We start from the raw sequence: 25,711 nt of genomic DNA on the forward strand, positions 1-25,711 counted from the left end.
AGCTCTGAATCGAAGCCCCAGTAAACGGCGGCCGTAACTATAACGGTCCTAAGGTAGCGAAATTCCTTGTCGGGTAAGTTCCGACCCGCACGAAAGGCGTAACGATCTGGGCACTGTCTCAACGAGAGACTCGGTGAAATTATAGTACCTGTGAAGATGCAGGTTACCCGCGACAGGACGGAAAGACCCCGTGGAGCTTTACTGTAGCCTGATATTGAATTTTGGTACAGCTTGTACAGGATAGGTAGGAGCCTGAGAAGCCGGAGCGCTAGCTTCGGTGGAGGCGTCGGTGGGATACTACCCTGGCTGTATTGAAATTCTAACCCGCGGCCCTGATCGGGCCGGGAGACAGTGTCAGGTGGGCAGTTTGACTGGGGCGGTCGCCTCCTAAAATGTAACGGAGGCGCCCAAAGGTTCCCTCAGAATGGTTGGAAATCATTCGTAGAGTGTAAAGGCACAAGGGAGCTTGACTGCGAGACCTACAAGTCGAGCAGGGACGAAAGTCGGGCTTAGTGATCCGGTGGTTCCGCATGGAAGGGCCATCGCTCAACGGATAAAAGCTACCCCGGGGATAACAGGCTTATCTCCCCCAAGAGTCCACATCGACGGGGAGGTTTGGCACCTCGATGTCGGCTCATCGCATCCTGGGGCTGTAGTCGGTCCCAAGGGTTGGGCTGTTCGCCCATTAAAGCGGTACGCGAGCTGGGTTCAGAACGTCGTGAGACAGTTCGGTCCCTATCCGTCGTGGGCGTAGGAAATTTGAGAGGAGCTGTCCTTAGTACGAGAGGACCGGGATGGACACACCGCTGGTGTACCAGTTGTCTTGCCAAAGGCATCGCTGGGTAGCTATGTGTGGACGGGATAAGTGCTGAAAGCATCTAAGCATGAAGCCCCCCTCAAGATGAGATTTCCCATAGCGCAAGCTAGTAAGATCCCTGAAAGATGATCAGGTTGATAGGTCAGAGGTGGAAGCGTGGCGACATGTGTAGCTGACTGATACTAATCGATCGAGGACTTAACCAAACTTTAAAAGCGTAAGCTTTACTCAGCAACCTGTTATCTAGTTTTGAAAGAACAAAACTTTTTCAAAAAAAGTCTTGCTTTCTTTTTTAAATCATGTATAATATAATATGTCTGGTGGCGATAGCGAAGAGGTCACACCCGTTCCCATACCGAACACGGAAGTTAAGCTCTTTAGCGCCAATGGTAGTTGGGACTTTGTCCCTGTGAGAGTAGGACGTTGCCAGGCTTTTATATCGGAGGATTAGCTCAGCTGGGAGAGCACCTGCCTTACAAGCAGGGGGTCGGCGGTTCGATCCCGTCATCCTCCACCATTTGCCGGTGTAGCTCAACTGGTAGAGCAACTGACTTGTAATCAGTAGGTTGGGGGTTCAAGTCCTCTTGCCGGCACCAGTTTTTCGAGCCATTAGCTCAGTTGGTAGAGCATCTGACTTTTAATCAGAGGGTCGAAGGTTCGAGTCCTTCATGGCTCACCATTTATATTCACACGCGGGTGTGGCGGAATTGGCAGACGCGCTAGACTTAGGATCTAGTGTCTTACGACGTGGGGGTTCAAGTCCCTTCACCCGCATCTTTACTTAATTTCATATATGTGCGGAAGTAGTTCAGTGGTAGAACACCACCTTGCCAAGGTGGGGGTCGCGAGTTCGAACCTCGTCTTCCGCTCCACATATATAAGTCCTGCCGGGGTGGTGGAATTGGCAGACACACAGGACTTAAAATCCTGCGGTAGGTGACTACCGTGCCGGTTCAAGTCCGGCCCTCGGCACCATTTTAATAAGCGCCCGTAGCTCAATTGGATAGAGCGTTTGACTACGGATCAAAAGGTTAGGGGTTCGACTCCTCTCGGGCGCGCCATAAACGGGAAGTAGCTCAGCTTGGTAGAGCACTTGGTTTGGGACCAAGGGGTCGCAGGTTCGAATCCTGTCTTCCCGACCATTTATGGGGCCTTAGCTCAGCTGGGAGAGCGCCTGCCTTGCACGCAGGAGGTCAGCGGTTCGATCCCGCTAGGCTCCACCAATCGGAATTTTGAACTTTGAAAACTGAACAAAGCGACAAACGTCAACGTTAATTTTTATTTTTTAAATGAGCAAGTCAAACATTTCTTCGGAGAGTTTGATCCTGGCTCAGGATGAACGCTGGCGGCGTGCCTAATACATGCAAGTCGAGCGAACTGATTAGAAGCTTGCTTCTAAGACGTTAGCGGCGGACGGGTGAGTAACACGTGGGCAACCTGCCTGTAAGACTGGGATAACTTCGGGAAACCGAAGCTAATACCGGATAGGATCTTCTCCTTCATGGGAGATGATTGAAAGATGGTTTCGGCTATCACTTACAGATGGGCCCGCGGTGCATTAGCTAGTTGGTGAGGTAACGGCTCACCAAGGCAACGATGCATAGCCGACCTGAGAGGGTGATCGGCCACACTGGGACTGAGACACGGCCCAGACTCCTACGGGAGGCAGCAGTAGGGAATCTTCCGCAATGGACGAAAGTCTGACGGAGCAACGCCGCGTGAGTGATGAAGGCTTTCGGGTCGTAAAACTCTGTTGTTAGGGAAGAACAAGTACGAGAGTAACTGCTCGTACCTTGACGGTACCTAACCAGAAAGCCACGGCTAACTACGTGCCAGCAGCCGCGGTAATACGTAGGTGGCAAGCGTTATCCGGAATTATTGGGCGTAAAGCGCGCGCAGGCGGTTTCTTAAGTCTGATGTGAAAGCCCACGGCTCAACCGTGGAGGGTCATTGGAAACTGGGGAACTTGAGTGCAGAAGAGAAAAGCGGAATTCCACGTGTAGCGGTGAAATGCGTAGAGATGTGGAGGAACACCAGTGGCGAAGGCGGCTTTTTGGTCTGTAACTGACGCTGAGGCGCGAAAGCGTGGGGAGCAAACAGGATTAGATACCCTGGTAGTCCACGCCGTAAACGATGAGTGCTAAGTGTTAGAGGGTTTCCGCCCTTTAGTGCTGCAGCTAACGCATTAAGCACTCCGCCTGGGGAGTACGGTCGCAAGACTGAAACTCAAAGGAATTGACGGGGGCCCGCACAAGCGGTGGAGCATGTGGTTTAATTCGAAGCAACGCGAAGAACCTTACCAGGTCTTGACATCCTCTGACAACTCTAGAGATAGAGCGTTCCCCTTCGGGGGACAGAGTGACAGGTGGTGCATGGTTGTCGTCAGCTCGTGTCGTGAGATGTTGGGTTAAGTCCCGCAACGAGCGCAACCCTTGATCTTAGTTGCCAGCATTTAGTTGGGCACTCTAAGGTGACTGCCGGTGACAAACCGGAGGAAGGTGGGGATGACGTCAAATCATCATGCCCCTTATGACCTGGGCTACACACGTGCTACAATGGATGGTACAAAGGGCTGCAAGACCGCGAGGTCAAGCCAATCCCATAAAACCATTCTCAGTTCGGATTGTAGGCTGCAACTCGCCTACATGAAGCTGGAATCGCTAGTAATCGCGGATCAGCATGCCGCGGTGAATACGTTCCCGGGCCTTGTACACACCGCCCGTCACACCACGAGAGTTTGTAACACCCGAAGTCGGTGGAGTAACCGTAAGGAGCTAGCCGCCTAAGGTGGGACAGATGATTGGGGTGAAGTCGTAACAAGGTAGCCGTATCGGAAGGTGCGGCTGGATCACCTCCTTTCTAAGGATTTTTACATGACGTACGTTTTGACACTTTGTTCAGTTTTGAGAGTTCAATCTCTCAATTATAGAAAGCACACTACTTTCTTCTTATTAGATAAGAAGAATTTTGGTTGCGATTGTTCTTTGAAAACTAGATAACAGTAATTGCTGAGGAAAAGTGAAACTTTTCTTTAATCAAACCAATAAATAACACAACTTTATGTTGTACCATTTATTCGCTAATGGTTAAGTTAGAAAGGGCGCACGGTGAATGCCTTGGCACTAGGAGCCGATGAAGGACGGGACTAACACCGATATGCTTCGGGGAGCTGTAAGTGAGCTTTGATCCGGAGATTTCCGAATGGGGAAACCCACTGTTCGTAATGGAACAGTATCTTTATCTGAATACATAGGATATTGAAGGCAGACCCGGGGAACTGAAACATCTAAGTACCCGGAGGAAGAGAAAGCAAATGCGATTTCCTGAGTAGCGGCGAGCGAAACGGAATTAGCCCAAACCAAGAGGCTTGCCTCTTGGGGTTGTAGGACACTCTATACGGAGTTACAAAGGAACGAAGTAAATGAAGCGACCTGGAAAGGTCCGTCGAAGAAGGTAACAACCCTGTAGTTGAAACTTCGTTCCCTCTTGAGTGGATCCTGAGTACGGCGGAACACGTGAAATTCCGTCGGAAGCTGGGAGGACCATCTCCCAAGGCTAAATACTACCTAGTGACCGATAGTGAACCAGTACCGTGAGGGAAAGGTGAAAAGCACCCCGGAAGGGGAGTGAAAGAGATCCTGAAACCGTGTGCCTACAAGTAGTCAGAGCCCGTTAACGGGTGATGGCGTGCCTTTTGTAGAATGAACCGGCGAGTTACGATCCCATGCAAGGTTAAGCTGATAAGGCGGAGCCGTAGCGAAAGCGAGTCTGAATAGGGCGTTTAGTATGTGGTTGTAGACCCGAAACCAGGTGATCTACCCATGTCCAGGGTGAAGTTCAGGTAACACTGAATGGAGGCCCGAACCCACGCACGTTGAAAAGTGCGGGGATGAGGTGTGGGTAGCGGAGAAATTCCAATCGAACCTGGAGATAGCTGGTTCTCTCCGAAATAGCTTTAGGGCTAGCCTCATGTTGTGAGAGTCTTGGAGGTAGAGCACTGATTGGACTAGGGGCCCCCAACGGGTTACCGAATTCAGTCAAACTCCGAATGCCAAAGACTTATCCATGGGAGTCAGACTGCGAGTGATAAGATCCGTAGTCAAAAGGGAAACAGCCCAGACCACCAGCTAAGGTCCCCAAGTATACGTTAAGTGGAAAAGGATGTGGAGTTGCTTAGACAACCAGGATGTTGGCTTAGAAGCAGCCACCATTTAAAGAGTGCGTAATAGCTCACTGGTCGAGTGACTCTGCGCCGAAAATGTACCGGGGCTAAACGTATCACCGAAGCTGTGGATTGACATCTTTGATGTCAGTGGTAGGAGAGCGTTCTAAGTGCAGCGAAGTCAGACCGTAAGGACTGGTGGAGCGCTTAGAAGTGAGAATGCCGGTATGAGTAGCGAAAGACAAGTGAGAATCTTGTCCACCGAATGCCTAAGGTTTCCTGAGGAAGGCTCGTCCGCTCAGGGTTAGTCGGGACCTAAGCCGAGGCTGAAAAGCGTAGGCGATGGCCAACAGGTTGATATTCCTGTACCACCTCCCCGCCGTTTGAGTAATGGGGGGACGCAGTAGGATAGGGTAAGCGCGCTGCTGGATATGCGCGTTCAAGCAGTTAGGCTGATGAGTAGGCAAATCCGCTCATCATAAAGGCTGAGCTGTGATGACGAGGGAATTATAGTACCGAAGTTCCTGATTCCACACTGCCAAGAAAAGCCTCTAGCGAGGCGGGAGGTGCCCGTACCGCAAACCGACACAGGTAGGCGAGGAGAGAATCCTAAGGTGATCGAGAGAACTCTCGTTAAGGAACTCGGCAAAATGACCCCGTAACTTCGGGAGAAGGGGTGCTCTGGTAGGGTGTATAGCCCGAGAGAGCCGCAGTGAATAGGCCCAGGCGACTGTTTAGCAAAAACACAGGTCTCTGCGAAGCCGCAAGGCGAAGTATAGGGGCTGACGCCTGCCCGGTGCTGGAAGGTTAAGAGGAGGGGTTATCCTTTGGGAGAAGCTCTGAATCGAAGCCCCAGTAAACGGCGGCCGTAACTATAACGGTCCTAAGGTAGCGAAATTCCTTGTCGGGTAAGTTCCGACCCGCACGAAAGGCGTAACGATCTGGGCACTGTCTCAACGAGAGACTCGGTGAAATTATAGTACCTGTGAAGATGCAGGTTACCCGCGACAGGACGGAAAGACCCCGTGGAGCTTTACTGTAGCCTGATATTGAATTTTGGTACAGCTTGTACAGGATAGGTAGGAGCCTGAGAAGCCGGAGCGCTAGCTTCGGTGGAGGCGTCGGTGGGATACTACCCTGGCTGTATTGAAATTCTAACCCGCGGCCCTGATCGGGCCGGGAGACAGTGTCAGGTGGGCAGTTTGACTGGGGCGGTCGCCTCCTAAAATGTAACGGAGGCGCCCAAAGGTTCCCTCAGAATGGTTGGAAATCATTCGTAGAGTGTAAAGGCACAAGGGAGCTTGACTGCGAGACCTACAAGTCGAGCAGGGACGAAAGTCGGGCTTAGTGATCCGGTGGTTCCGCATGGAAGGGCCATCGCTCAACGGATAAAAGCTACCCCGGGGATAACAGGCTTATCTCCCCCAAGAGTCCACATCGACGGGGAGGTTTGGCACCTCGATGTCGGCTCATCGCATCCTGGGGCTGTAGTCGGTCCCAAGGGTTGGGCTGTTCGCCCATTAAAGCGGTACGCGAGCTGGGTTCAGAACGTCGTGAGACAGTTCGGTCCCTATCCGTCGTGGGCGTAGGAAATTTGAGAGGAGCTGTCCTTAGTACGAGAGGACCGGGATGGACACACCGCTGGTGTACCAGTTGTCTTGCCAAAGGCATCGCTGGGTAGCTATGTGTGGACGGGATAAGTGCTGAAAGCATCTAAGCATGAAGCCCCCCTCAAGATGAGATTTCCCATAGCGCAAGCTAGTAAGATCCCTGAAAGATGATCAGGTTGATAGGTCAGAGGTGGAAGCGTGGCGACATGTGTAGCTGACTGATACTAATCGATCGAGGACTTAACCAAACTTTTAAAAGCGTAAGCTTTACTCAGCAAACTGTTACCTAGTTTTGAGAGAACAATCTCTTGTCTGGTGGCGATAGCGAAGAGGTCACACCCGTTCCCATACCGAACACGGAAGTTAAGCTCTTTAGCGCCAATGGTAGTTGGGACTTTGTCCCTGTGAGAGTAGGACGTTGCCAGGCACTTGAAAAAAGACTAGCTATTTTAGCTAGTCTTTTTTTATTATTCACAAAGTATAAGCTATCTACATAAAATGGGGTAAATGAACTGCATAAAGAAGTTACATCTTGTCGATACTTATTTAGTGGAGGTGGAGAGTAATGGAAAAACAAATTAAAACATGTTCCGTTTGTCATGAACAGCATACAAAGGGTATTGAGGTGTTTTCCAGCTTTATATGCCAACACTGCGAGGTAGAGATTGTAGAGGTGGATTCATCTCATTTTCGTTATCAATTGTTAGTAAATCAATTAAAGAGAATATCAGGAGCGTTTTCTTACTAAAAGCCCTTTTTTATAAGGGCTTCTTTATATGGCTCAAAAAAATCATCTAAGTTTGTTATAATGAAAGAAAAATGAATTTTGATAGGAAAAATGCTTACATATTCTTTTATCAAGTTAACAATGTTATATTTACAAAAAGTAAGGAATGGATGTATGGATACATATTTACCTTTATATAACCGTTTAGTAAGGCATAGCGAAAAGAGGTCACTCTCTTACCACGTGCCCGGCCATAAAAATGGTCAAATTCTCCCTTCACATATTCAGTCTTCTTACGCAGATTTTTTGCAATACGATCTAACGGAAATTAGCGGATTAGATGATTTACATGAAGCAGAATCTGTTATTAAAGAAGCACAAGAGTTAACGGCAAAGTTGTATGGAGTAGATGAAAGCTTTTTTTTAGTTAATGGTTCTACTGTAGGCAACCTCTCAGCAATTTTATCTCTTTGTCAAGAAGGAGATAAAATTGCTGTTCAAAGAGATTCTCATAAATCTATTTTTAATGCTATTACTTTATCAAAGGCATCACCTATTTTTTTAGCTCCTGAAATAGATTCAAAAACACATCTTAGTACAGGTGTATCCATTAAAACAATTAAAGCGGCTTTAGAGCGTTCTGAGGATATAAAAGCATTTGTATTAACAAATCCTACTTACTACGGGGTGGCACGAGATTTAAAGGAGACCATTGACTTTATTCATAGCTACAATATTCCTATAGTTATTGATGAAGCTCATGGAGCCCATTTTATTTTAGGCAATCCTTTTCCGTCGTCAGCTGTTACGTATGGAGCTGACCTTGTCGTTCAGTCAGCACATAAAACGCTACCAGCTATGACAATGGGTTCTTATTTACATATGCAGGGAACATTAGTGAATAAGCAAGCGGTGCGCCATTACCTACAAGTACTTCAGTCAAGCAGTCCTTCATACCCTATTATGGCTTCTCTCGATTTGGCACGGTATTATCTGCAGCAGTTTACACAGCATGATATCGATAGAATGACTGACAATATTCATTCGTTTGTTGAAAAGATTAATAAGATTGATACACTTTCAACTATTAATGTGGAAACAGATCAAACTGCTACCGACCTTTTGAAAATGACATTGACTTGTTCAGCGGCAACAGGATATGATTTGCAAAAGGAACTGGAAAAACAAGATATTTATACAGAACTAGCTGACGTTAACTATGTATTGTTTGTTCTACCGTTAAGCAGCAGTTGGGACTTTAATGATACAATTAAGCGGGTTAGACAAGCAGTAGCAAATATACAGCGTAAGTCGTATGAAAAACCACTAATCAAACCATTTCGTTTTTCAAGGGCAACGGTTCTCCTGTCTATGGAAGAAAGAAAATTAAGGACAAAGCATATGTGTTCGTTTGAAGAAGCGATTGGGTGTGTAAGCGCACAATCTATTATTCCATATCCTCCTGGAATTCCTATTTTAATGGAGGGAGAAACGATTACGAGCAATCATATTGACTATATTTTGCATATTCAAAGGTTAAATGGTCATATTCAAGGCGGCTCTTGTATGGAAGAAGGAAAGATAGAAGTATTTAAATAGAGAAAGGAATTTATACATGTCAGGAACGTTTATTACATTCGAAGGGCCAGAGGGTGCTGGTAAGACGACCATCATCCATATGGTTCAACAAAAATTAATACAAGATGGCTATAACATTGTATTAACAAGAGAGCCTGGAGGCATACGAATTGCTGAACAAATTCGTGAAATCATCTTAAATCCATCTAACACGGAAATGGATGCCAGAACAGAAGCACTTCTTTACGCTGCGGCTAGGAGACAACATCTTGTAGAAAAAGTGATTCCTGAGCTAAATAAAGGGAATATAGTATTATGTGACCGTTTTATTGATAGCTCACTTGCTTATCAAGGAAATGCGCGGGGGATAGGTGTAGAAAATATTTTTGCTATCAATCAATTTGCTATTGAGCAAACGATGCCACAGGCCACTTTATATTTTGATATTGAGCCTGAGGTAGGATTAGAAAGAATTAATAAAGGTCGAAAAGATGAGATTAATCGATTAGATTTAGAATCCTTAGACTTTCATTACAAAGTACGAGATGGATATCTATCTCTTTTGAGTCAATTTCCAGAGCGTATTCGCCGAATTGATGCAAATCAATCCATTGAAAAGGTCTGTGAAGAAGCTTATAAACAGATACAATTGATTTTAAAATAAATACAGATGATTGTTATTCTTGCTATACTATTCTTAACAATAAAGTAAAATGAGGTGTTATTCATGAAATTAGTAATGGCCGTTATTCAAGATTCAGATAGCTCAAAGCTTTTAAATGCACTTGTAGAAAGAGGATTTCGTTCAACCAAATTATCAAGTACGGGCGGATTTTTAAAATCAGGGAATACAACAATTATGATTGGTACAGATGATCATAAAGTAGATGAAGTACTTGATATTATTAAGGGCCAATGTGAAAACCGCAGACAGATGATTTCTCCTGTGGCACCGATGGGTGGTAATGCAGATTCATACATTCCGTATCCTGTTGAAGTTGAAGTGGGCGGAGCTACAGTATTCGTACTACCAGTAGATCAATTTCATCAATTTTAAGAGAGAAGATTTTAAATAGAAAGTGATGATTGAATGGGAAATACATGGGAACAGCTTGAAGCTCTTCAGCCGAACGTATTAAAGATTTTGCAAAACAGCTTACTTAAAGAGCGAGTTGCTCATGCTTATTTATTTGAAGGAAGCAAAGGAACAGGTAAAAAACAAATTAGTTTTTTGTTTGCTAAAGCACTGTTTTGCCAAAGTCCAGTTAATCATAGGCCATGCCATGAGTGCAGTAACTGCCGGCGAATTGATTCAGGTAATCATCCAGATATTCACTTGATTGAGCCAGCTGGTTTATCGATTAAAAAAGAGCAAATTCAATTCTTGCAATCAGAATTCACAAAAACCGGTGTTGAATCTAATAAAAAGTTATATATTGTGAATCATGTTGATAAAATGACAGTAAGCGCAGCAAATAGTTTACTGAAATTTTTAGAAGAGCCTGGCAACGGAACTTATGCAATTTTATTAACAGAAAATATACAGCGCTTATTAGATACGATTATCTCACGTTGCCAAGTAATATCATTTCGATCTCTTACACCAGAACAGTTAGCTAAAAAACTAGTAGAAAATGGCCTTTCCGCAGTAGATGCGTCCATCCTGTCTAATTTAACAAACAGCATTGATGAAGCAATTGAATTAAGTAAAGATGAATGGTTTGGACTTGCAATAAAGTTAGTGATACAATTATATGAAGTGTTAACAACGAGACCTCAACAAGCTCTTCTTTTTATTCATGAAAAGTGGGTAACACATTTTAAAGAAAAAGAACAAGCTCATATTGGTTTAACTTTATTGATGCTTCTTTACCGTGATTTGTTGACGCTGCAAGTTGGACAAGAGTCTAAAATCGTCTATCGTCATAAAATAGAAGAATTAAAACAGCAAGCTCTTCAGACAACGCAGGAAAAAGCGATTTATCGCTTAGAGGTTATCTTGAAGGCCAAAAATAAATTAAATTCAAATATGAATCTACAGTTATTAATGGAACAGCTGGTGTTGGATTTGCAGGAGGGATAAAAGCTTGTATGATGTAGTAGGCGTTCGCTTTAAAAAAGCGGGAAAAATATATTATTTTGACCCTGGAGAACTTACAATTCCAGATGGTGAGTTTGTTATTGTAGAAACAGTTCGTGGTGTTGAATTTGGCAGAGTGGTTATTAACAAAAAGCAAGTAAGTGAACATGATGTCGTGCTTCCTTTGAAAAAAGTAATCCGCATTGCTGAACAAAAAGACAGGCTGATTGTGGATGAAAATAAACAAGCTGCTAGAGAAGCGTATGACGTATGCGTGCAAAAAATTCAATCACACGATTTAGATATGAAGTTAGTAGATGTAGAATATACGTTTGATCGTAATAAAGTCATTTTTTATTTTACAGCAGACGGCCGTATTGATTTTAGAGAGCTAGTTAAAGATTTAGCTGCTATTTTCCGTACGCGAATTGAGCTTCGTCAAATTGGTGTACGAGACGAGGCAAAACTGTTGGGCGGGATAGGTCCTTGTGGACGTATGCTATGTTGCTCAACGTTTTTAGGTGATTTTGAGCCGGTTTCTATTAAGATGGCCAAAGACCAAAACCTATCGCTTAATCCAACGAAAATTTCTGGTTTATGCGGACGTTTGATGTGTTGTTTAAAATATGAAAATGATGAGTATGAAACGGCAAAAGAACAGCTTCCTGATATAGGCTCAACAATTAAAACTTCAGATGGTTCAGGACGTGTAGTAGGTTTGAATATTTTGGAAAGAATTATTCAAGTGGAACTGTCAGATCACGAACAAATTTTAGAGTATACTCTGGATGAGATCAATAATGAAGGTGCTGTTTCGTTTCAAGCCACAGATTAACGAGGTGGGCAAAGGTGGATAAAAAAGAGATTTTTGATTCGGTGACAAACATGGAGGAACAAATTGGTCATTTATATAAGCAGTTAGGTGAGTTGAAAGAGCATCTTGCTGAGCTAATTGAAGAAAATCATCATCTGCAAATAGAAAATGATCATTTGCGCCGTCGCCTTGACCAGACAAACTTCGAAACGAAGCTGAAAAATAGACATTCAAAAGCAAGCGCTCAAACAAAAGAGCAAAAACAAATTGATATCGGAGAAGGATATGACAATTTGGCTCGCCTTTACCAAGAGGGTTTTCATATTTGTAACATTCATTATGGAAGTGTGCGTAAAGATGGAGACTGTTTGTTTTGCTTGTCATTTTTAAATAAAAAGTAACAACACCTCTCCCTTTTGGAGAGGTTCTTTTTATGAGTAAAAGATGTAAATAATAGATGTACAAGGAGAAGAACGATTATGGTTGAGTTATATGGAGATGAACGTTTAGATTATCTATTAGCCGATGAGGAAATGCGCATTATTCAAAGTCCATCTGTCTTTTCCTTTTCATTGGATGCTGTGCTTTTATCTCACTTTGCTTATGTCCCAATTCGTAAAGGCAACTTGGTTGATTTATGTTCAGGAAACGGTGTAATCCCACTGTTTTTATCTAAACGAACAAAGGGAAAAATCATTGGTGTAGAAATTCAAGAGCGGCTACATAGTATGGCACAAAGAAGTATTGCGTATAATCAGCTGGATGGGCAGATTAAAATGATACATGGTGATTTAAAAAATGCACCTCAAGAACTGGGTTATGGAAAATATGATGTTGTAACATGTAATCCTCCTTATTTCACCACATCCAATAAAGAAGAAATAAATGAAAACGAACACTTTGCAATCGCTCGCCACGAAATTCATTGTTCGTTGGAAGATGTGATTAGAGCCAGTAGTCAACTAGTTAAGCAAGGCGGAAAAGTAGCATTGGTTCACCGTCCAGGGAGACTATTAGATATCGTTACGTTAATGAGGCAATACCGTTTAGAGCCAAAGAGACTTCAGTTTGTCTATCCTAAAGATGGGAAAGAAGCAAATACACTTTTAATTGAAGGTACGAAGGATGGAAGTCCAGATTTAAAGATTCTTCCTCCGCTGGTGGTCTACCAAGATAATGATGAATACACGGACGAATTAAAAAGGATTTTATATGGAACAGAATAATCATTATTTTTATGTAGTTGAATGCAAGGACTGTACGTATTACGCTGGTTACACGAATAATTTGCAAAAACGTATTTCTGTCCATAATGAAGGGAAAGGGGCAAAATATACGAGAGCAAGAAGGCCTGTTTCATTAATTTGGCATGAGGTGTTTACTTCTAAAACAGAAGCTATGCAAAAAGAGTATTGGTTCAAACAGTTAAGCAGAGTGCAAAAACAGGCTTACATTCGAAGGGAGCAAGAAAAGCAGAATGAAATCACAAAAAAGTTATGATGTATCGAATGAACGAGGCGTTTTATATTTAGTTCCCACTCCTATTGGAAACTTAGAGGATATGACATTTCGTGCGATTCGAATTTTAAAAGAAGTTGATTATATTGCCGCAGAAGATACGAGACAAACGAAAAAACTATGTAACCACTTTGAAATCGATACGCCTATTACAAGTTATCATGAACATAATAAACATACAAAAAGTGAACAGCTGTTAAGCGACTTGGACAGTGAAAAAAATATTGCTTTAGTAAGCGACGCGGGTATGCCCTGTATTTCAGATCCTGGTTATGAGTTAGTGGTAGCTGCCGTTAAAGAAGGATATACGGTTGTTCCGCTGCCGGGGCCTAACGCAGCATTAACGGCTTTAATTGCTTCTGGTCTACCTACAGGGCAGTTTTATTTCTATGGATTTTTAAACAGAAATAAAAAACAGCGTAAAGAACAGCTTCAAGAGCTTCAGTATATTAAAGAAAGCATGATATTTTATGAAGCCCCTCATCGATTAAAAGAAACGCTAAAGAGTATAGAAGAAATTTTAGGGAACCGATCTATTGTGTTATGTAGAGAGTTAACCAAACGCTATGAAGAATTTTTAAGAGGAAGCGTATTAGAAGCAATTGAATGGACAAATGCCACAGATATTAGAGGGGAATTCTGCTTAATTCTTGAAGGGACAAATGAAGAAGCGCCAGATGAAAGTAATCTATGGTGGGAACAGCTCACCATTATCGAGCACGTTGATCACTATGTAGAAGAAGGACTTTCAAACAAAGAAGCGATTAAGCAAGTGGCAAAAGACCGAGATGTATCAAAACGAGACATTTATAGTGAATATCACGTACATTAAAAAAAGCTGTCTATCATAGACAGCTTTTCGTTTTATTTAGAAGCTTGTAAAGAATCTTGAAGTTCTTTCATGATTTGTTCTGCACCTTCACGGCTTAGAATTAATTTGCCGCTAGCAAGTTGAATGTTATCATCAGATACTTCACCTGTTACTTGGCAAGTCATGTTTGGTTTATATTTTTTTAAGATGATGCGCTCTTCATCTACATAGATTTCTAGAGCATCTTTCTCTGCAATTCCTAATGTACGACGTAATTCAATTGGAATTACTACGCGTCCTAATTCATCAACTTTACGAACAATACCTGTAGATTTCATGTTAATCGTTCTCCTCTCAATGATCATTTTTCTATGTTATTACTTTCGTCATTATTCGACAATTTCAACGTACTTTCATAATACCAGCGTTTCCAAAACTAGTCAATCATTTTATATGTAAAAAAATGTAGCTGGGAAAAAATTTTTTCCCCGACTCGTTTAGAAGCTAATTGTGACCGTCAGTCAAGGAATGACAAGGGGTTTCATTGGAAAAAAGATTAATCGCCTAAATAGCTTGATATTAACTATTTTGAAGATAGGGTAAATATAATTCGACATAAAACGACAAAATTAGACCTATTTGTCGTTTTTATCAAAGTGACTTTTTGAATGGGGGTATATTTTTTATAAAAATAGGGCGAAGCTGATACAATTAACAGGATTATTTTTTGGGAAAATAACGATTATTTAAAAATGAAGTGAATCCGTCATATTCCCGTGTATATAGGAAGAGAATGTTTTGAAATTATCATGTAAAATAGTATGATAGATAGTAGAATAAGAAGACAGGGTTTATATGATTACATCCATATAAATCAAAATGTTGAAATGGAATGTTGGAGGTTATGAACATGGCAGATGGAAATAATACATTTTACATTACTACGCCGATTTATTATCCGAGTGGTAAATTACATATAGGGCACGCATACACGACGGTAGCGGGAGATGCAATGGCTCGTTATAAACGTTTGAGAGGGTTTGACGTACGTTATTTAACAGGTACGGATGAACATGGTCAAAAAATTCAGCGAAAAGCAGAAGAGAAAAACGTGACACCTCAGCAATACGTAGATGATATTGTCTCTGGAATCAAAGAGCTGTGGGATAAGATGGATATTTCGTATGACGATTTTATCCGTACAACAGAACCAAGACATAAAGAAATCGTGGAAAAGATTTTCGCGCGCCTTTTAGAACAAGGTGATATTTATCTTGATGAGTATGAAGGTTGGTATTCAGTTCCCGATGAGACGTACTATACAGAGCATCAACTAGTAGATCCAATCGTTGAAAATGGAAAAGTTGTAGGTGGGAAAAGCCCGGATAGCGGACACCCTGTAGAGCTCGTTCGAGAAGAGTCCTATTTCTTTAAAATGGGGAAATACGTAGATCGTTTACTAGCTTTTTATGAAGAGAACCCTTCATTTATTCAACCGGAGTCTCGTAAAAACGAAATGATCAATAATTTTATTAAGCCGGGTCTTGAAGACTTAGCTGTTTCTCGTACGACGTTTGATTGGGGGGTAAAAGTTCCAGGTAACCCAAAACACGTTATTTACGTATGGATTGATGCGCTTTCTAACTATATCACCTCTCTTGGGTATGATACTGAGAATGATGAAAACTATCGAAAATACTGGCCGGCTAACGTACATTTAGTAGGAAAAGAAATCGTACGTTTCCATACCATTTATTGGCCAATCATGTTGATGGCACTTGATTTGCCACTTCCTAAGAAAGTATTTGCTCACGGCTGGTTATTAATGAAAGATGGAAAGATGTCGAAGTCAAAAGGGAATGTAGTAGACCCAGTGACATTGATTGACCGCTATGGGTTAGATGCCCTTCGTTACTACTTGCTTCGTGAAGTTCCATTCGGTTCAGACGGTGTATTCACACCAGAAGCGTTTGTTGAACGTATTAACTTTGACTTAGCAAATGACCTTGGCAACCTAGTTAACCGTACAGTGGCGATGATTAATAAGTATTTTGATGGTGTTATTCCGACTTATGAAGGAAATGTAACAGAGTTTGATGCACTTATCGTACAAGCTCAAAAAGATACAGTGAATAAATATGAAGAAGCGATGGAGGATATGGAGTTTTCAGTGGCTCTTGCTTCTATCTGGCAATATGTAAGCCGCACGAATAAATACATTGATGAAACGCAGCCTTGGGCGTTAGCAAAAGATGAGAATAAGCGTGCAGAACTTGCTTCCGTTATGACACATCTAGCTGAATCAATTCGTCACATTGCGGTATTACTACAGCCATTCTTAACACGGACACCTGAGAAAATTTTTGCTCAGATCGGTGTAAAAGAAGATGTGTTAAAAACGTGGGAAAGCACGACGCGCTTTAATATGCTTAAAGAAGGCACAAAAGTAGAAAAAGGTGAGCCAATGTTCCCTCGTCTAGATCGAGAAGAAGAGGTAGCGTTTATTAAAGAGCAGATGCAAGGAAGTGCTCCGAAGGAAGAAAAACCTGTTGTGAAGGAAGAGCCTTCTGAAGAGATTACGATTGATGATTTCATGAAAGTAGAGCTTCGTGTAGCGCAAGTTACGCAAGTAGAACCAGTTAAGAAGGCAGATAAACTATTAAAGCTGCAGCTTGATCTGGGCTATGAAAAACGCCAAGTTGTATCAGGTATTGCCAAGTTTTATAAGCCTGAAGAATTAGTAGGTCGCAAAGTAATTTGTGTAACCAACTTAAAACCTGTAAAATTGCGCGGCGAACTATCACAAGGAATGATTTTAGCCGGTGAAGATGAGAATGGTCTTTCACTAGCAAGCGTAGATCAAAACTTAGCAAACGGCACGAAGATAAAATAAGTATAGGTAAAAGGGGTGTTTCACGTGTAACATGCGAGGACCCCCTTTTATTCATGGAAAGGATCGATTAGATGTTATTTGATACACATGTTCATTTAAACGCAGAACAGTATGAAGACGATTTGCAAGAAGTAATTAATCGCGCGTTAGAAAAAGGTGTTCAAAACATGGTGGTTGTTGGATTTGATGAACCTACCATTAAAAAAGCTATTCAAATAGCTGAAACGTACGACTTTATCTATGCTAGTGTAGGCTGGCATCCAGTAGATGCAATTGATATGACGGATGAGCATTTAGCTTGGATTGAAGAGTTAGCTCAGCATCCGAAAGTTGTGGCTTTAGGAGAGATGGGATTAGACTATCATTGGGATAAATCACCTAAAGAGGTTCAAAAGGACGTATTTCGCCGTCAAATTCGCTTAGCGCGCAAAGTGAATTTACCTATCATTATTCATAATCGTGATGCCACCGAAGACGTGGTAACCATTTTAAAAGAAGAGCACGTAGAGGAAGTAGGCGGTATTATGCATTGCTTCACGGGTAGTATTGAAGTAGCGAAGCAGTGTATGGATATGAATATGTATATTTCTTTTGGTGGACCTGTTACATTTAAAAATGCAAAAAAACCAAAAGAAGTTGCTGCAGAACTTCCTTTAGATAAACTATTAATTGAAACAGACTGTCCTTATCTAACTCCTCATCCATTCCGCGGCAAGCGCAATGAACCTGGTTATGTGTCATACGTAGCGGAGCAAATTGCAGAGTTAAAAGGCATAACGTATGAAGAGTTGGCTGACATTACAACAGCTAACGCTAAAAAACTATTTGGCATTAATGATTAAAACTTTTTCTCATATAACAATCATTTTCGTGTTAAAGTAAAGATAGGCGCAGAGGAGAATGTTATCCTCTGCCTTTTTCAGTTAAAATAACAGATAGATGCTTTTTAATTTAGTTGATAATAAGATAAAACGTTGATTTCATAGAAGAAAAATGATGTGAGTAACGAGCATTTCATTTTTACTGAAAAGCAAATGAACAAAACTGAATGTTTTGGAGGAAGAAATGAAGATTAAAGAAATTATTGTAGTAGAAGGTCGGGACGATACCGTAGCGATTAAACGTGCAGTGGATGCGGATACTATCGAGACAAATGGATCAGCTATAAATGAAGAAACCATTGAAAAAGTAAAATTAGCTCAAAAAACAAGAGGCGTAATTATTTTTACAGATCCAGATTATCCAGGACAGCGAATTCGAAATATTGTTTCAGAACGTGTTCCAGGATGTAAACATGCATTTTTAGATAAAGAAGAGGCTCGCCCTAAAAACGGCAAAGGTATTGGAGTTGAACATGCTTCTATTGCGTCTATTCAAAAAGCACTAAAAGATGTAAAGCAAGAGTGGGTAGAAGCAGATATGGAGATTTCTCAAGAGGATTTAATCGTAGCTCGTTTGGTAGGAGATAGTAAAGCCAAGTCTCGACGTGAAAGAATAGGAAAGTTATTAAAAATAGGCTATGCCAATGGAAAGCAGCTTCATAAACGATTACAGATGTTCCAAATTTCAAAAGAGGAGTTTATCAAAGCTGTTGAGCAGATAAATAAGGAGGAAAAGGAATCGTGTTAAAAGATATTGCAACGCCTAATCGAACCAAGGAAATTTTAAAGAAATACGGTTTTACATTTAAAAAGAGTTTGGGACAAAATTTTTTAATTGATACGAACATTTTACATCGCATTGTTGATCATGCAGAAATAACAGAAGAAACGGGAGCAATTGAAATTGGACCCGGTATCGGAGCGTTAACTGAACAGCTAGCAAAGCGCGCAAAAAAAGTACTGGCATTTGAAATCGACCAGCGTCTGCTTCCGATTTTAGCCGACACTCTTTCTCCTTACCCAAATGCAAAAGTTATTCATCAAGATGTGTTAAAAGCGGATTTAAAAGAGACGCTCGAACAAGAATTCGAAAACATAGAAGATTTAATGGTCGTTGCGAATTTACCGTATTACGTGACGACACCCATTTTGATGAAATTATTAGAAGAGCAAATTCCGGTACGGGGAATCGTTGTTATGCTTCAAAAAGAAGTTGCCGACCGTATAGCAGCTAAACCGGGAACAAAGGAGTACGGTTCACTTTCTATTGCGATTCAATACTATACAGAGGCTGAGACGGTTATGATTGTGCCTAAAACAGTATTTAATCCGCAGCCTAATGTAGATTCAGCTGTTATTCGGCTGCTGAGAAGACCGAAGCCAGCGGTAGAAGTACAAGATGAAGCATTCTTCTTCCAAGTTGTACGAGCAAGTTTTGGACAGCGCCGAAAAACCATTTTAAACAATCTAGTGAACAACTTGCCAAATGGGAAACAGAAAAAAGCGGACATTGAGCAAGCACTTGCAACTGCTGAAATTGATCCGAAAAGAAGAGGCGAAACGCTGTCTATTCAAGAATTCGGAGCGTTAAGTGACCAACTTTTAAAATCATTTCGCTAAATCATCACATTTTTATCATGAAGTCATAGGCTATGAAGAGAATTTATTTTTGAAGTAGCAAAGACGGAGTGAAGCATATGAACATCAAAATTGGTGATATAGTTACACGACCTTCTTATCAAAGAGATTTGCTTTTTCGTGTTATAGCTATTAATGACAGCGAAGTGGGGAAATATGCGACTTTAATAGGAGAAGACGTTCGGTTGATTGCCGACGCTCCTTGTACAGATTTAGAGGTTGTGGATGCTAAAGAACAGGATCAAAGAAAAAAACAAGAAGAAGAACTTTTAGAAAGATCCTTGGAGCTTATTCAACAGGATTATCGGCTCGTTCGAGAGAAAACTGAATATAGTATGACTAATGGATACAGCCATTCACATCGCTTGTTTCAAATTCCTGGAAAGGTCCTGCACGTAGACGGAGACCCTAATTATTTACGTAAATGTTTGTTGGTTTATGAAAAAATTGGTGTTCCTGTTTATGGTGTTCATTGCGTAGAGTCAGAGATGCCGGAGAAAGTTGGAAAGTTAATTGAGGATGTAAGGCCTGATATTCTGGTGCTGACAGGGCATGATGCTTATTCCAAAGGAAAAGGAAATAAGGATGATCTTCTTGCTTATAGACATTCCAAGCACTATATTCGAACAGTCCAAGAAGCAAGAAAAAGAGTTGGTAATTTAGATCAGCTGGTGATTTTTGCAGGTGCCTGTCAATCGCATTTTGAATTATTGATTCAAGCTGGAGCAAACTTTGCTAGTTCACCTTCGCGTGTAAATATTCATGCGCTTGACCCCGTGTATGTAGTAGCAAAACTAAGTTTTACTCCTTTCACGGATCGTATTAATGTATGGGACGTCTTACGTAATACATTAACGGGTGCTAAAGGTTTAGGAGGAGTAGAAACAAAAGGGCTGCTTCGCACGGGCATGCCTTATGAAAGCGATGAGTAGAAATAAAAACAACTGGTTACAGCATGTACACGCATGATGTGCAACCAGTTGTTTTTTCGTATGAAGCCAAAGTATACGCTGAATTTCACAAAATCATTTTCAATATTTGCTAAAGATATACATATTTCGTTAAAAAACGAGCATACTAACAGCGAAATGTAGATTCATGTTGAAAATTATTTATTGACACAATTAGAGATAGATTGTTATAATTTTATGTTTTTGACTATTTTTCTAACATGTGTTACACTATACATAGTGAGGTGGACCAATATGGCGAAAACTTTGTCTGATATTAAGCAAGCGCTGGATTTGCACCTAGGCCAACGATTAACTTTAAAAGCAAACGGTGGTCGTAGAAAAACAGTAGAACGTTCAGGTGTATTAACAGAAACGTACCCATCTGTTTTTATCGTTGAATTAGATCAAGAGGAAAACTCTTTGGAGCGCGTTTCGTATAGTTACGCAGATGTGTTAACGGAAACAGTGCAACTAAAATTTTTCTAAGAATGACATAGGCAATATAGCAAGTGGTGATGAGCAGTGGACATTGGTTTACTGCTTTTTTATTGGTCTTTTTTTCAAATTATATATACATTATTTTTTATACATACTATACATATCGTCCTCGCATTTTCATGTATAAAGAGCGAGGAGATTCAGGTTGAAATTTCATTTTATACGTAAAGGAGCCATGTGCAATGTCAAGGCGTAGAGGGATTATGTCATCGAAGCTGAAAGAAGAACTGGCTAAAGAACTTGGTTTTTACGATACTGTACAAGCAGAAGGTTGGGGCGCTATTCGGGCAAAAGACGCAGGCGATATGGTGAAGCGAGCAGTGGAGCTTGCACAGCAGCAGCTAAGGCAATAGTGAAAATCAATGCTTATGCGATTATTTAAAGTGAAATGAGGAAAACCGAAGTGTATAACCGCTTCGGTTTTTTTGTCCCAAAATGAAAGATAAAACAGAGGATTAAACAAAGATGTTTAAATGAACAGCTATATCTTGTTCATTTTATGATAAAATAGCGTTAAACTCGATAAGATGAAGTAGGTGAAGTAAGTTGAAATTAATGGTGAAAGCACCGGCTAAAATAAATTTGTCACTTGATGTGTTACATAAACGCCCAGATGGTTACCATGAAGTTAAGATGATTATGACAACAATTGATTTAGCGGACAGAATTGAACTTTCTGATCGTGAAGATGGACGAATTGTTATTTATTCTCATAATCGCTTTGTTCCAGATGACCAGCGAAATCTCGCTTATCAGGCAGCGCAGATTTTGAAGCGACGTTATAACATTTCAAAAGGTGTAAATATATTAATTGATAAACATATTCCAGTAGCTGCTGGATTAGCTGGAGGCAGCAGTGACGCGGCTGCTACATTACGCGGTTTAAATACGTTATGGGAATTAGGGTTATCATTAGACACACTTGCAGAAATAGGGGCTGAGATTGGCTCTGACGTATCTTTTTGCGTGTACGGAGGGACAGCTCTTGCTACAGGGCGCGGAGAGATTGTAGAGCATATTGAGGCACCTCCAAGCTGCTGGGTGATTTTGGCTAAGCCTGAAATAGGTGTTTCTACAGCAGATGTATATCGAAACTTAAAAATTGAGGAAATGGATCATCCTAAAGTAGATGAGATGGTTCACGCCATACAATCAGGAAATTATGATCAAATGTGTAGCCTTGTCGGAAATGTATTGGAAGCAGTAACGCTGAAAATGCATCCGGAAGTAGCTCTCATTAAAGAACAAATAAAGCGTTTTGGCGCCGATGCTGTACTCATGAGTGGCAGTGGGCCAACTGTATTTGGACTTGTACAGCATGATTCACGTATGCATCGCATTTATAATGGATTACGTGGCTTTTGTGATAAAGTTTATGCAGTTAGGTTACTAGGTGAACGAATAACGCTTGAATAAATCCGTATGTTAATGTTATATTTACATTACAATATTCGGATTTTCAGGAGGATGTTATGAAGTTTCGACGTAGTGGACGATTAATTGATATGACCAACTATTTCATTCAAAACCCTCAGCGCCTTATCCCTCTTACGTATTTTGCAGATAAATATGATTCCGCAAAATCATCTATTAGCGAAGATATGGCGATTATTAAACAAACTTTTGAACAGCAGGGTATCGGAACTTTGGTTACGCTACCAGGGGCTGCCGGCGGAGTTAAATTCATTCCAAAGATGACGAATGAAGAAGCCGGTCAGCTTGTTCAAGAATTATGTGGGTTGATTGAAAAACCTGAGCGTTTATTGCCAGGTGGATATTTATATTTAACTGATATTTTAGGGAACCCCCGCGTTGTGAATAAAATCGGTCGCTTGTATGCATCGCTTTTTGCTAACCGCAAAATCGATGTTGTGATGACTGTAGCAACAAAAGGTATTCCTATTGCGTATGCGGTTGCTCAGTATTTAGACGTGCCCGTTGTTATTGTGCGCAGAGACAGTAAAGTAACTGAAGGATCGACCGTTAGTATTAACTACGTGTCAGGTTCATCTAAGCGCATTCAAACGATGCTGTTAGCTAAGAGAAGTTTAGCGGTGGGGTCAAATGTACTCATCATTGATGACTTCATGAAAGCCGGCGGTACGGTAAATGGAATGGTTAGTTTGCTTGAAGAGTTTGATGCAACTGTTGCTGGTATTGGAGTTTTAGTAGAATCAGAAGATATTGAAGAACGTTTAGTGGATGAGTATGTGTCTCTTGTACAATTAACAGATGTAAATATTAAAGATAAACAAATTCGTGTACAGGAAGGCAATTACTTAAAATATATTTGATCAAGTAAGGGAGAGGAACATATGTTACAGGTTCAAACAAAAAATGCACCGCAAGCTATTGGTCCATATTCACAGGGAATTGTTGTGAATAACTTGTTTTACAGTTCAGGTCAAATTCCACTTCGTCCAGATGGTACGTTGGTCGAAGGCGATGTTCAAGTACAAGCTACTCAAGTATTTGAAAATCTAAAAGCAGTTCTTGAAGAAGCAGGAGCTTCTCTAAATACAGTTGTAAAGGCAACCGTGTTCATTAAAGATATGAACGACTTCGCAGCATTAAATGAAGTCTATGGTGACTACTTCGGCGACCATAAGCCGGCACGTTCATGTGTAGAAGTAGCGAGACTACCTAAAGATGTACTTGTTGAAATTGAAGTTATTGCGCTTGTTAAAGGGTAATTAAATTAACAAATTTCTAACAAAAAGCAAGTAACTTCCAATTGTTCACTTTTTTTGCGAAAATTTTCTAAAAATTTTTTCTGAATAGCAGGAAAACACAAAATTCTGTGGAATTAAGTATGTAAAGCTTCGCATAGAAAAAGGTGGTGAACAAGATGGAAGTAACTGACGTAAGATTACGCCGCGTGAACACTGAAGGACGTATGAGAGCGATTGCTTCAATCACATTAGATGGTGAATTTGTTGTTCATGATATTCGTGTGATTGATGGTAATAATGGCTTATTTGTAGCCATGCCAAGTAAACGTACACCGGATGGTGAGTTCCGTGATATTGCACATCCAATCAATTCAAATACTCGCGGAAAGATTCAAGATGCTGTTTTAGCAGAATATCATCGTTTAGGTGAGGTAGAAGTTGAATTCGAAGAAGCGGGTGCTTCGTAAACATATGATACATTAAGAGTCTACTGAAAAGTAGGCTCTTTTCTTTTTGATTACCGCTTATATAATTTCACACCTTTGTAAAACTTTAGCATTACCAAAAAATAAAATTCATGACTTATAAATGATTCCTTGAAATGCTGTCATTTTTGATATAATATTCTTAATGGATAAAAAGGTAAAATTGGAGGCCTGTTATGTCAAAAAGATATGCAGTCATATTGGCAGCTGGTCAGGGTACACGTATGAAGTCATCTTTATATAAAGTGTTACACCCTGTGTGTGGCAAACCGATGGTGCAACACGTAATTGATCAGTTATCACGCTTAGATTTAACAAATTTAATTACAGTTGTAGGTCACGGTGCCGAAAAAGTGAAATCACATGTTGGAGATAAAAGCTTATTTGCTTTACAAGAAGAGCAGTTAGGAACAGCTCATGCAGTAATGCAAGCAGAATCTTTACTTGCACATGAAAAAGGTACGACAATTGTTGTATGTGGAGATACTCCGCTTATTACAGCTGAAACAATTGAATCTTTATTAAAGCATCATGAAGCAACAAATGCAATGGCAACTATTTTAACGGCTCATGCAGAAGATCCAACAGGATATGGACGCATCATTCGAAATGAACAAGGCTCTGTTGAAAAGATTGTTGAGCATAAAGATGCCACAGAACAAGAGCGTCTTGTACAGGAAATTAATACTGGTACGTACTGTTTTGATAATGAGAAATTATTTGAGACACTTTCAAAAGTTTCAAATGATAATGTACAGGGAGAGTACTATTTACCTGATGTTATCGAAATTCTAAAAAATGAAGGTCAAATTATTTCTGCATATCAAACATCCGATTTTGCTGAAACATTGGGCGTTAATGATCGATTTGCTCTGTCTCAAGCAGAAGAAACAATGAAAAAGCGTATCAACAAGCAGCATATGTTAAATGGAGTGACGATTGTGGATCCTTCTAACACGTACATTTCAGCAGATGCTGTCATTGGCAGAGATACGGTTATTTATCCTGGTACGGTTATTCAAGGAACAGTTGTAATTGGAGAGAACTGTGAAGTAGGACCTAACAGTGAAATTAAAGACTGCAAAATAGGTAATAATACTTCTATTCGCCATTCTGTTGCTCACGATAGTGAAATTGGTCACGAAGTCACAATTGGCCCATTTGCACATATTCGTCCTCAATCATTAATTGGAGATGAAGTGCGCGTAGGAAACTTTGTAGAAATTAAAAAAGCATCTTTTGGCAAAGGTAGCAAAGCTTCTCATTTAAGTTATATTGGAGACGCAGAGGTCGGAAAAGGTGTAAACTTAGGGTGCGGATCTATTACAGTTAACTACGATGGGAAAAATAAATTTTTAACAAAGATTGAAGATGGGGCATTCGTAGGATGTAACTCAAACTTAATTGCACCTGTAACAATTGGTGAAGGCGCCTATGTTGCAGCTGGTTCAACCGTAACGGATGATGTGCCAGGAAAAGCATTATCAATTGCTCGTGCGAAACAAGTAAATAAAGAAAACTATGCTGAAAAGCTTGATATTAATAAAAAATCCTGACGGAGGTTTCACAATAAA

At 41.0% G+C, this 25,711-nt stretch carries 23 protein-coding genes, 9 tRNA genes and 5 rRNA genes (1 of these 37 cut by a window edge); 36 read left to right on the top strand and 1 reads right to left on the bottom strand.

Annotated features, from left to right (window positions below):
* The 24 genes from NST66_RS25900 to rsmI form a co-directional block, all read left to right on the top strand.
* Positions 1-1,023, top strand: a 23S ribosomal RNA gene (locus NST66_RS25900) (it extends 1,913 nt beyond the left edge of the window).
* Positions 1,024-1,133: 110 nt separating this feature from the next.
* Positions 1,134-1,249, top strand: a 5S ribosomal RNA gene (gene rrf, locus NST66_RS25905).
* A gap of 9 nt (positions 1,250-1,258) precedes the next feature.
* Positions 1,259-1,334 (top strand) — tRNA-Val (locus NST66_RS25910).
* A gap of 3 nt (positions 1,335-1,337) precedes the next feature.
* Positions 1,338-1,413, top strand: a tRNA-Thr gene (locus tag NST66_RS25915).
* A gap of 7 nt (positions 1,414-1,420) precedes the next feature.
* Positions 1,421-1,496, top strand: a tRNA-Lys gene (locus tag NST66_RS25920).
* 13 nt (positions 1,497-1,509) lie between these two features.
* Positions 1,510-1,591: transfer RNA gene (locus NST66_RS25925), tRNA-Leu, on the top strand.
* Between the two features lie 23 nt (positions 1,592-1,614).
* Positions 1,615-1,689, top strand: a tRNA-Gly gene (locus tag NST66_RS25930).
* Between the two features lie 14 nt (positions 1,690-1,703).
* Positions 1,704-1,792 (top strand) — tRNA-Leu (locus NST66_RS25935).
* A 9-nt stretch (positions 1,793-1,801) separates the two neighbouring features.
* A tRNA-Arg gene (locus tag NST66_RS25940) sits at positions 1,802-1,878 on the top strand.
* Positions 1,879-1,882: 4 nt separating this feature from the next.
* Positions 1,883-1,959 (top strand) — tRNA-Pro (locus NST66_RS25945).
* Between the two features lie 5 nt (positions 1,960-1,964).
* A tRNA-Ala gene (locus NST66_RS25950) sits at positions 1,965-2,040 on the top strand.
* Positions 2,041-2,124: 84 nt separating this feature from the next.
* A 16S ribosomal RNA gene (locus tag NST66_RS25955) occupies positions 2,125-3,676 on the top strand.
* 225 nt (positions 3,677-3,901) lie between these two features.
* Positions 3,902-6,837: ribosomal RNA gene (locus NST66_RS25960) — 23S ribosomal RNA — on the top strand.
* Between the two features lie 63 nt (positions 6,838-6,900).
* A 5S ribosomal RNA gene (gene rrf / locus NST66_RS25965) occupies positions 6,901-7,016 on the top strand.
* Together the 16S, 23S and 5S rRNA genes with 9 tRNA genes alongside form the textbook arrangement of a ribosomal RNA operon.
* A 138-nt stretch (positions 7,017-7,154) precedes the next feature.
* Complete coding sequence (locus tag NST66_RS25970; protein WP_013081329.1) at positions 7,155-7,337, top strand: sigma factor G inhibitor Gin; 183 nt, start codon at positions 7,155-7,157, stop codon at positions 7,335-7,337.
* A 153-nt stretch (positions 7,338-7,490) separates the two neighbouring features.
* Positions 7,491-8,915 (top strand): aminotransferase class I/II-fold pyridoxal phosphate-dependent enzyme, encoded by a 1,425-nt coding sequence (locus tag NST66_RS25975; protein ID WP_028412631.1) that lies wholly within the window; start codon positions 7,491-7,493, stop codon positions 8,913-8,915.
* 16 nt (positions 8,916-8,931) lie between these two features.
* The gene (gene tmk, locus NST66_RS25980; protein WP_328174372.1) at positions 8,932-9,558 is read left to right on the top strand and encodes a dTMP kinase; all 627 of its coding nucleotides are present in this window, start codon (positions 8,932-8,934) and stop codon (positions 9,556-9,558) included.
* A gap of 63 nt (positions 9,559-9,621) precedes the next feature.
* Positions 9,622-9,951 (top strand): cyclic-di-AMP receptor, encoded by a 330-nt coding sequence (locus tag NST66_RS25985; RefSeq protein WP_013054845.1) that lies wholly within the window; start codon positions 9,622-9,624, stop codon positions 9,949-9,951.
* Positions 9,952-9,984: 33 nt separating this feature from the next.
* Positions 9,985-10,977 (top strand): DNA polymerase III subunit delta', encoded by a 993-nt coding sequence (gene holB, locus NST66_RS25990; protein ID WP_328174371.1) that lies wholly within the window; start codon positions 9,985-9,987, stop codon positions 10,975-10,977.
* Positions 10,978-10,981: 4 nt separating this feature from the next.
* A complete protein-coding gene (locus NST66_RS25995; protein ID WP_013054847.1) occupies positions 10,982-11,809 on the top strand; it encodes a PSP1 domain-containing protein in 828 nt (275 codons plus the stop codon).
* Positions 11,810-11,823: 14 nt separating this feature from the next.
* A complete protein-coding gene (gene yabA / locus NST66_RS26000) occupies positions 11,824-12,189 on the top strand; it encodes a DNA replication initiation control protein YabA (RefSeq protein ID WP_013054848.1) in 366 nt (121 codons plus the stop codon).
* Positions 12,190-12,267: 78 nt separating this feature from the next.
* Positions 12,268-13,014, top strand: a complete 747-nt coding sequence (locus NST66_RS26005) for a tRNA1(Val) (adenine(37)-N6)-methyltransferase (protein ID WP_028412633.1) — start codon at positions 12,268-12,270, stop codon at positions 13,012-13,014.
* Positions 13,001-13,288, top strand: coding sequence for a GIY-YIG nuclease family protein (locus NST66_RS26010; RefSeq protein ID WP_013054850.1), 288 nt, complete (start codon positions 13,001-13,003; stop codon positions 13,286-13,288). Before NST66_RS26005 ends, NST66_RS26010 begins: the two co-directional genes overlap by 14 nt.
* Positions 13,266-14,138, top strand: coding sequence for a 16S rRNA (cytidine(1402)-2'-O)-methyltransferase (gene rsmI, locus NST66_RS26015; protein WP_016762698.1), 873 nt, complete (start codon positions 13,266-13,268; stop codon positions 14,136-14,138). The genes NST66_RS26010 and rsmI overlap by 23 nt, the downstream gene beginning before the upstream one ends.
* A 32-nt stretch (positions 14,139-14,170) precedes the next feature.
* Here rsmI and NST66_RS26020 read toward each other — a convergent pair whose 3' ends face one another.
* Positions 14,171-14,461 (bottom strand): AbrB/MazE/SpoVT family DNA-binding domain-containing protein, encoded by a 291-nt coding sequence (locus NST66_RS26020; RefSeq protein ID WP_170836841.1) that lies wholly within the window; start codon positions 14,459-14,461, stop codon positions 14,171-14,173.
* A 566-nt stretch (positions 14,462-15,027) separates the two neighbouring features.
* Between NST66_RS26020 and metG the strand changes: the two genes are divergently transcribed.
* The 12 genes from metG (at position 15,028) to glmU (ending at position 25,693) form a co-directional block, all read left to right on the top strand.
* Positions 15,028-17,010, top strand: a complete 1,983-nt coding sequence (gene metG, locus NST66_RS26025) for a methionine--tRNA ligase (protein ID WP_028412634.1) — start codon at positions 15,028-15,030, stop codon at positions 17,008-17,010.
* 71 nt (positions 17,011-17,081) lie between these two features.
* Positions 17,082-17,852, top strand: a complete 771-nt coding sequence (locus tag NST66_RS26030) for a TatD family hydrolase (RefSeq protein ID WP_028412635.1) — start codon at positions 17,082-17,084, stop codon at positions 17,850-17,852.
* Between the two features lie 223 nt (positions 17,853-18,075).
* Positions 18,076-18,639: a ribonuclease M5 gene (gene rnmV / locus NST66_RS26035; RefSeq protein WP_340843741.1), complete on the top strand. Its 564-nt coding sequence runs from the start codon at positions 18,076-18,078 to the stop codon at positions 18,637-18,639.
* Complete coding sequence (rsmA, locus tag NST66_RS26040; protein ID WP_028412637.1) at positions 18,633-19,511, top strand: 16S rRNA (adenine(1518)-N(6)/adenine(1519)-N(6))-dimethyltransferase RsmA; 879 nt, start codon at positions 18,633-18,635, stop codon at positions 19,509-19,511. The genes rnmV and rsmA overlap by 7 nt, the downstream gene beginning before the upstream one ends.
* Positions 19,512-19,588: 77 nt before the next feature.
* Complete coding sequence (gene yabG, locus NST66_RS26045) at positions 19,589-20,461, top strand: sporulation peptidase YabG (protein WP_340843742.1); 873 nt, start codon at positions 19,589-19,591, stop codon at positions 20,459-20,461.
* A gap of 273 nt (positions 20,462-20,734) precedes the next feature.
* The gene (gene veg, locus NST66_RS26050; protein WP_013054859.1) at positions 20,735-20,968 is read left to right on the top strand and encodes a biofilm formation stimulator Veg; all 234 of its coding nucleotides are present in this window, start codon (positions 20,735-20,737) and stop codon (positions 20,966-20,968) included.
* Positions 20,969-21,162: 194 nt separating this feature from the next.
* On the top strand, positions 21,163-21,333 hold the full coding sequence (locus tag NST66_RS26055; protein WP_034264017.1) for a small, acid-soluble spore protein, alpha/beta type: 171 nt from the start codon (positions 21,163-21,165) through the stop codon (positions 21,331-21,333).
* 193 nt (positions 21,334-21,526) lie between these two features.
* Entirely contained in the window at positions 21,527-22,396 is an 870-nt protein-coding gene (ispE, locus tag NST66_RS26060; protein ID WP_013054861.1) for a 4-(cytidine 5'-diphospho)-2-C-methyl-D-erythritol kinase, read from the top strand.
* 56 nt (positions 22,397-22,452) lie between these two features.
* Complete coding sequence (gene purR / locus NST66_RS26065; protein ID WP_013054862.1) at positions 22,453-23,274, top strand: pur operon repressor; 822 nt, start codon at positions 22,453-22,455, stop codon at positions 23,272-23,274.
* 21 nt (positions 23,275-23,295) lie between these two features.
* Complete coding sequence (locus tag NST66_RS26070) at positions 23,296-23,673, top strand: RidA family protein (protein ID WP_013054863.1); 378 nt, start codon at positions 23,296-23,298, stop codon at positions 23,671-23,673.
* Positions 23,674-23,828: 155 nt separating this feature from the next.
* Positions 23,829-24,119 (top strand): septation regulator SpoVG, encoded by a 291-nt coding sequence (gene spoVG, locus NST66_RS26075; protein WP_013054864.1) that lies wholly within the window; start codon positions 23,829-23,831, stop codon positions 24,117-24,119.
* 194 nt (positions 24,120-24,313) lie between these two features.
* Complete coding sequence (gene glmU, locus NST66_RS26080; RefSeq protein ID WP_014462060.1) at positions 24,314-25,693, top strand: bifunctional UDP-N-acetylglucosamine diphosphorylase/glucosamine-1-phosphate N-acetyltransferase GlmU; 1,380 nt, start codon at positions 24,314-24,316, stop codon at positions 25,691-25,693.
* The last annotated feature ends 18 nt before the right edge of the window (positions 25,694-25,711 follow it).

The organism is Priestia sp. FSL W8-0524 (genome assembly GCF_038005965.1).
GTDB classification, from domain to species: Bacteria; Bacillota; Bacilli; order Bacillales; family Bacillaceae_H; genus Priestia; species Priestia zanthoxyli.

What these genes read in the sequence shown, in the direction of transcription:
- NST66_RS25970 (WP_013081329.1), top strand. Translation starts at nt 7,155, where the DNA reads ATGGAAAAACAAATTAAAACATGTTCCGTTTGTCATGAACAGCATACA.
- NST66_RS25975 (WP_028412631.1), top strand. Translation starts at nt 7,491, where the DNA reads ATGGATACATATTTACCTTTATATAACCGTTTAGTAAGGCATAGCGAA.
- tmk (WP_328174372.1), top strand. Translation starts at nt 8,932, where the DNA reads ATGTCAGGAACGTTTATTACATTCGAAGGGCCAGAGGGTGCTGGTAAG.
- NST66_RS25985 (WP_013054845.1), top strand. Translation starts at nt 9,622, where the DNA reads ATGAAATTAGTAATGGCCGTTATTCAAGATTCAGATAGCTCAAAGCTT.
- holB (WP_328174371.1), top strand. Translation starts at nt 9,985, where the DNA reads ATGGGAAATACATGGGAACAGCTTGAAGCTCTTCAGCCGAACGTATTA.
- NST66_RS26005 (WP_028412633.1), top strand. Translation starts at nt 12,268, where the DNA reads ATGGTTGAGTTATATGGAGATGAACGTTTAGATTATCTATTAGCCGAT.
- NST66_RS26010 (WP_013054850.1), top strand. Translation starts at nt 13,001, where the DNA reads ATGGAACAGAATAATCATTATTTTTATGTAGTTGAATGCAAGGACTGT.
- rsmI (WP_016762698.1), top strand. Translation starts at nt 13,266, where the DNA reads ATGAAATCACAAAAAAGTTATGATGTATCGAATGAACGAGGCGTTTTA.
- metG (WP_028412634.1), top strand. Translation starts at nt 15,028, where the DNA reads ATGGCAGATGGAAATAATACATTTTACATTACTACGCCGATTTATTAT.
- NST66_RS26030 (WP_028412635.1), top strand. Translation starts at nt 17,082, where the DNA reads ATGTTATTTGATACACATGTTCATTTAAACGCAGAACAGTATGAAGAC.
- rnmV (WP_340843741.1), top strand. Translation starts at nt 18,076, where the DNA reads ATGAAGATTAAAGAAATTATTGTAGTAGAAGGTCGGGACGATACCGTA.
- yabG (WP_340843742.1), top strand. Translation starts at nt 19,589, where the DNA reads ATGAACATCAAAATTGGTGATATAGTTACACGACCTTCTTATCAAAGA.
- veg (WP_013054859.1), top strand. Translation starts at nt 20,735, where the DNA reads ATGGCGAAAACTTTGTCTGATATTAAGCAAGCGCTGGATTTGCACCTA.
- NST66_RS26055 (WP_034264017.1), top strand. Translation starts at nt 21,163, where the DNA reads ATGTCAAGGCGTAGAGGGATTATGTCATCGAAGCTGAAAGAAGAACTG.
- purR (WP_013054862.1), top strand. Translation starts at nt 22,453, where the DNA reads ATGAAGTTTCGACGTAGTGGACGATTAATTGATATGACCAACTATTTC.
- NST66_RS26070 (WP_013054863.1), top strand. Translation starts at nt 23,296, where the DNA reads ATGTTACAGGTTCAAACAAAAAATGCACCGCAAGCTATTGGTCCATAT.
- spoVG (WP_013054864.1), top strand. Translation starts at nt 23,829, where the DNA reads ATGGAAGTAACTGACGTAAGATTACGCCGCGTGAACACTGAAGGACGT.
- glmU (WP_014462060.1), top strand. Translation starts at nt 24,314, where the DNA reads ATGTCAAAAAGATATGCAGTCATATTGGCAGCTGGTCAGGGTACACGT.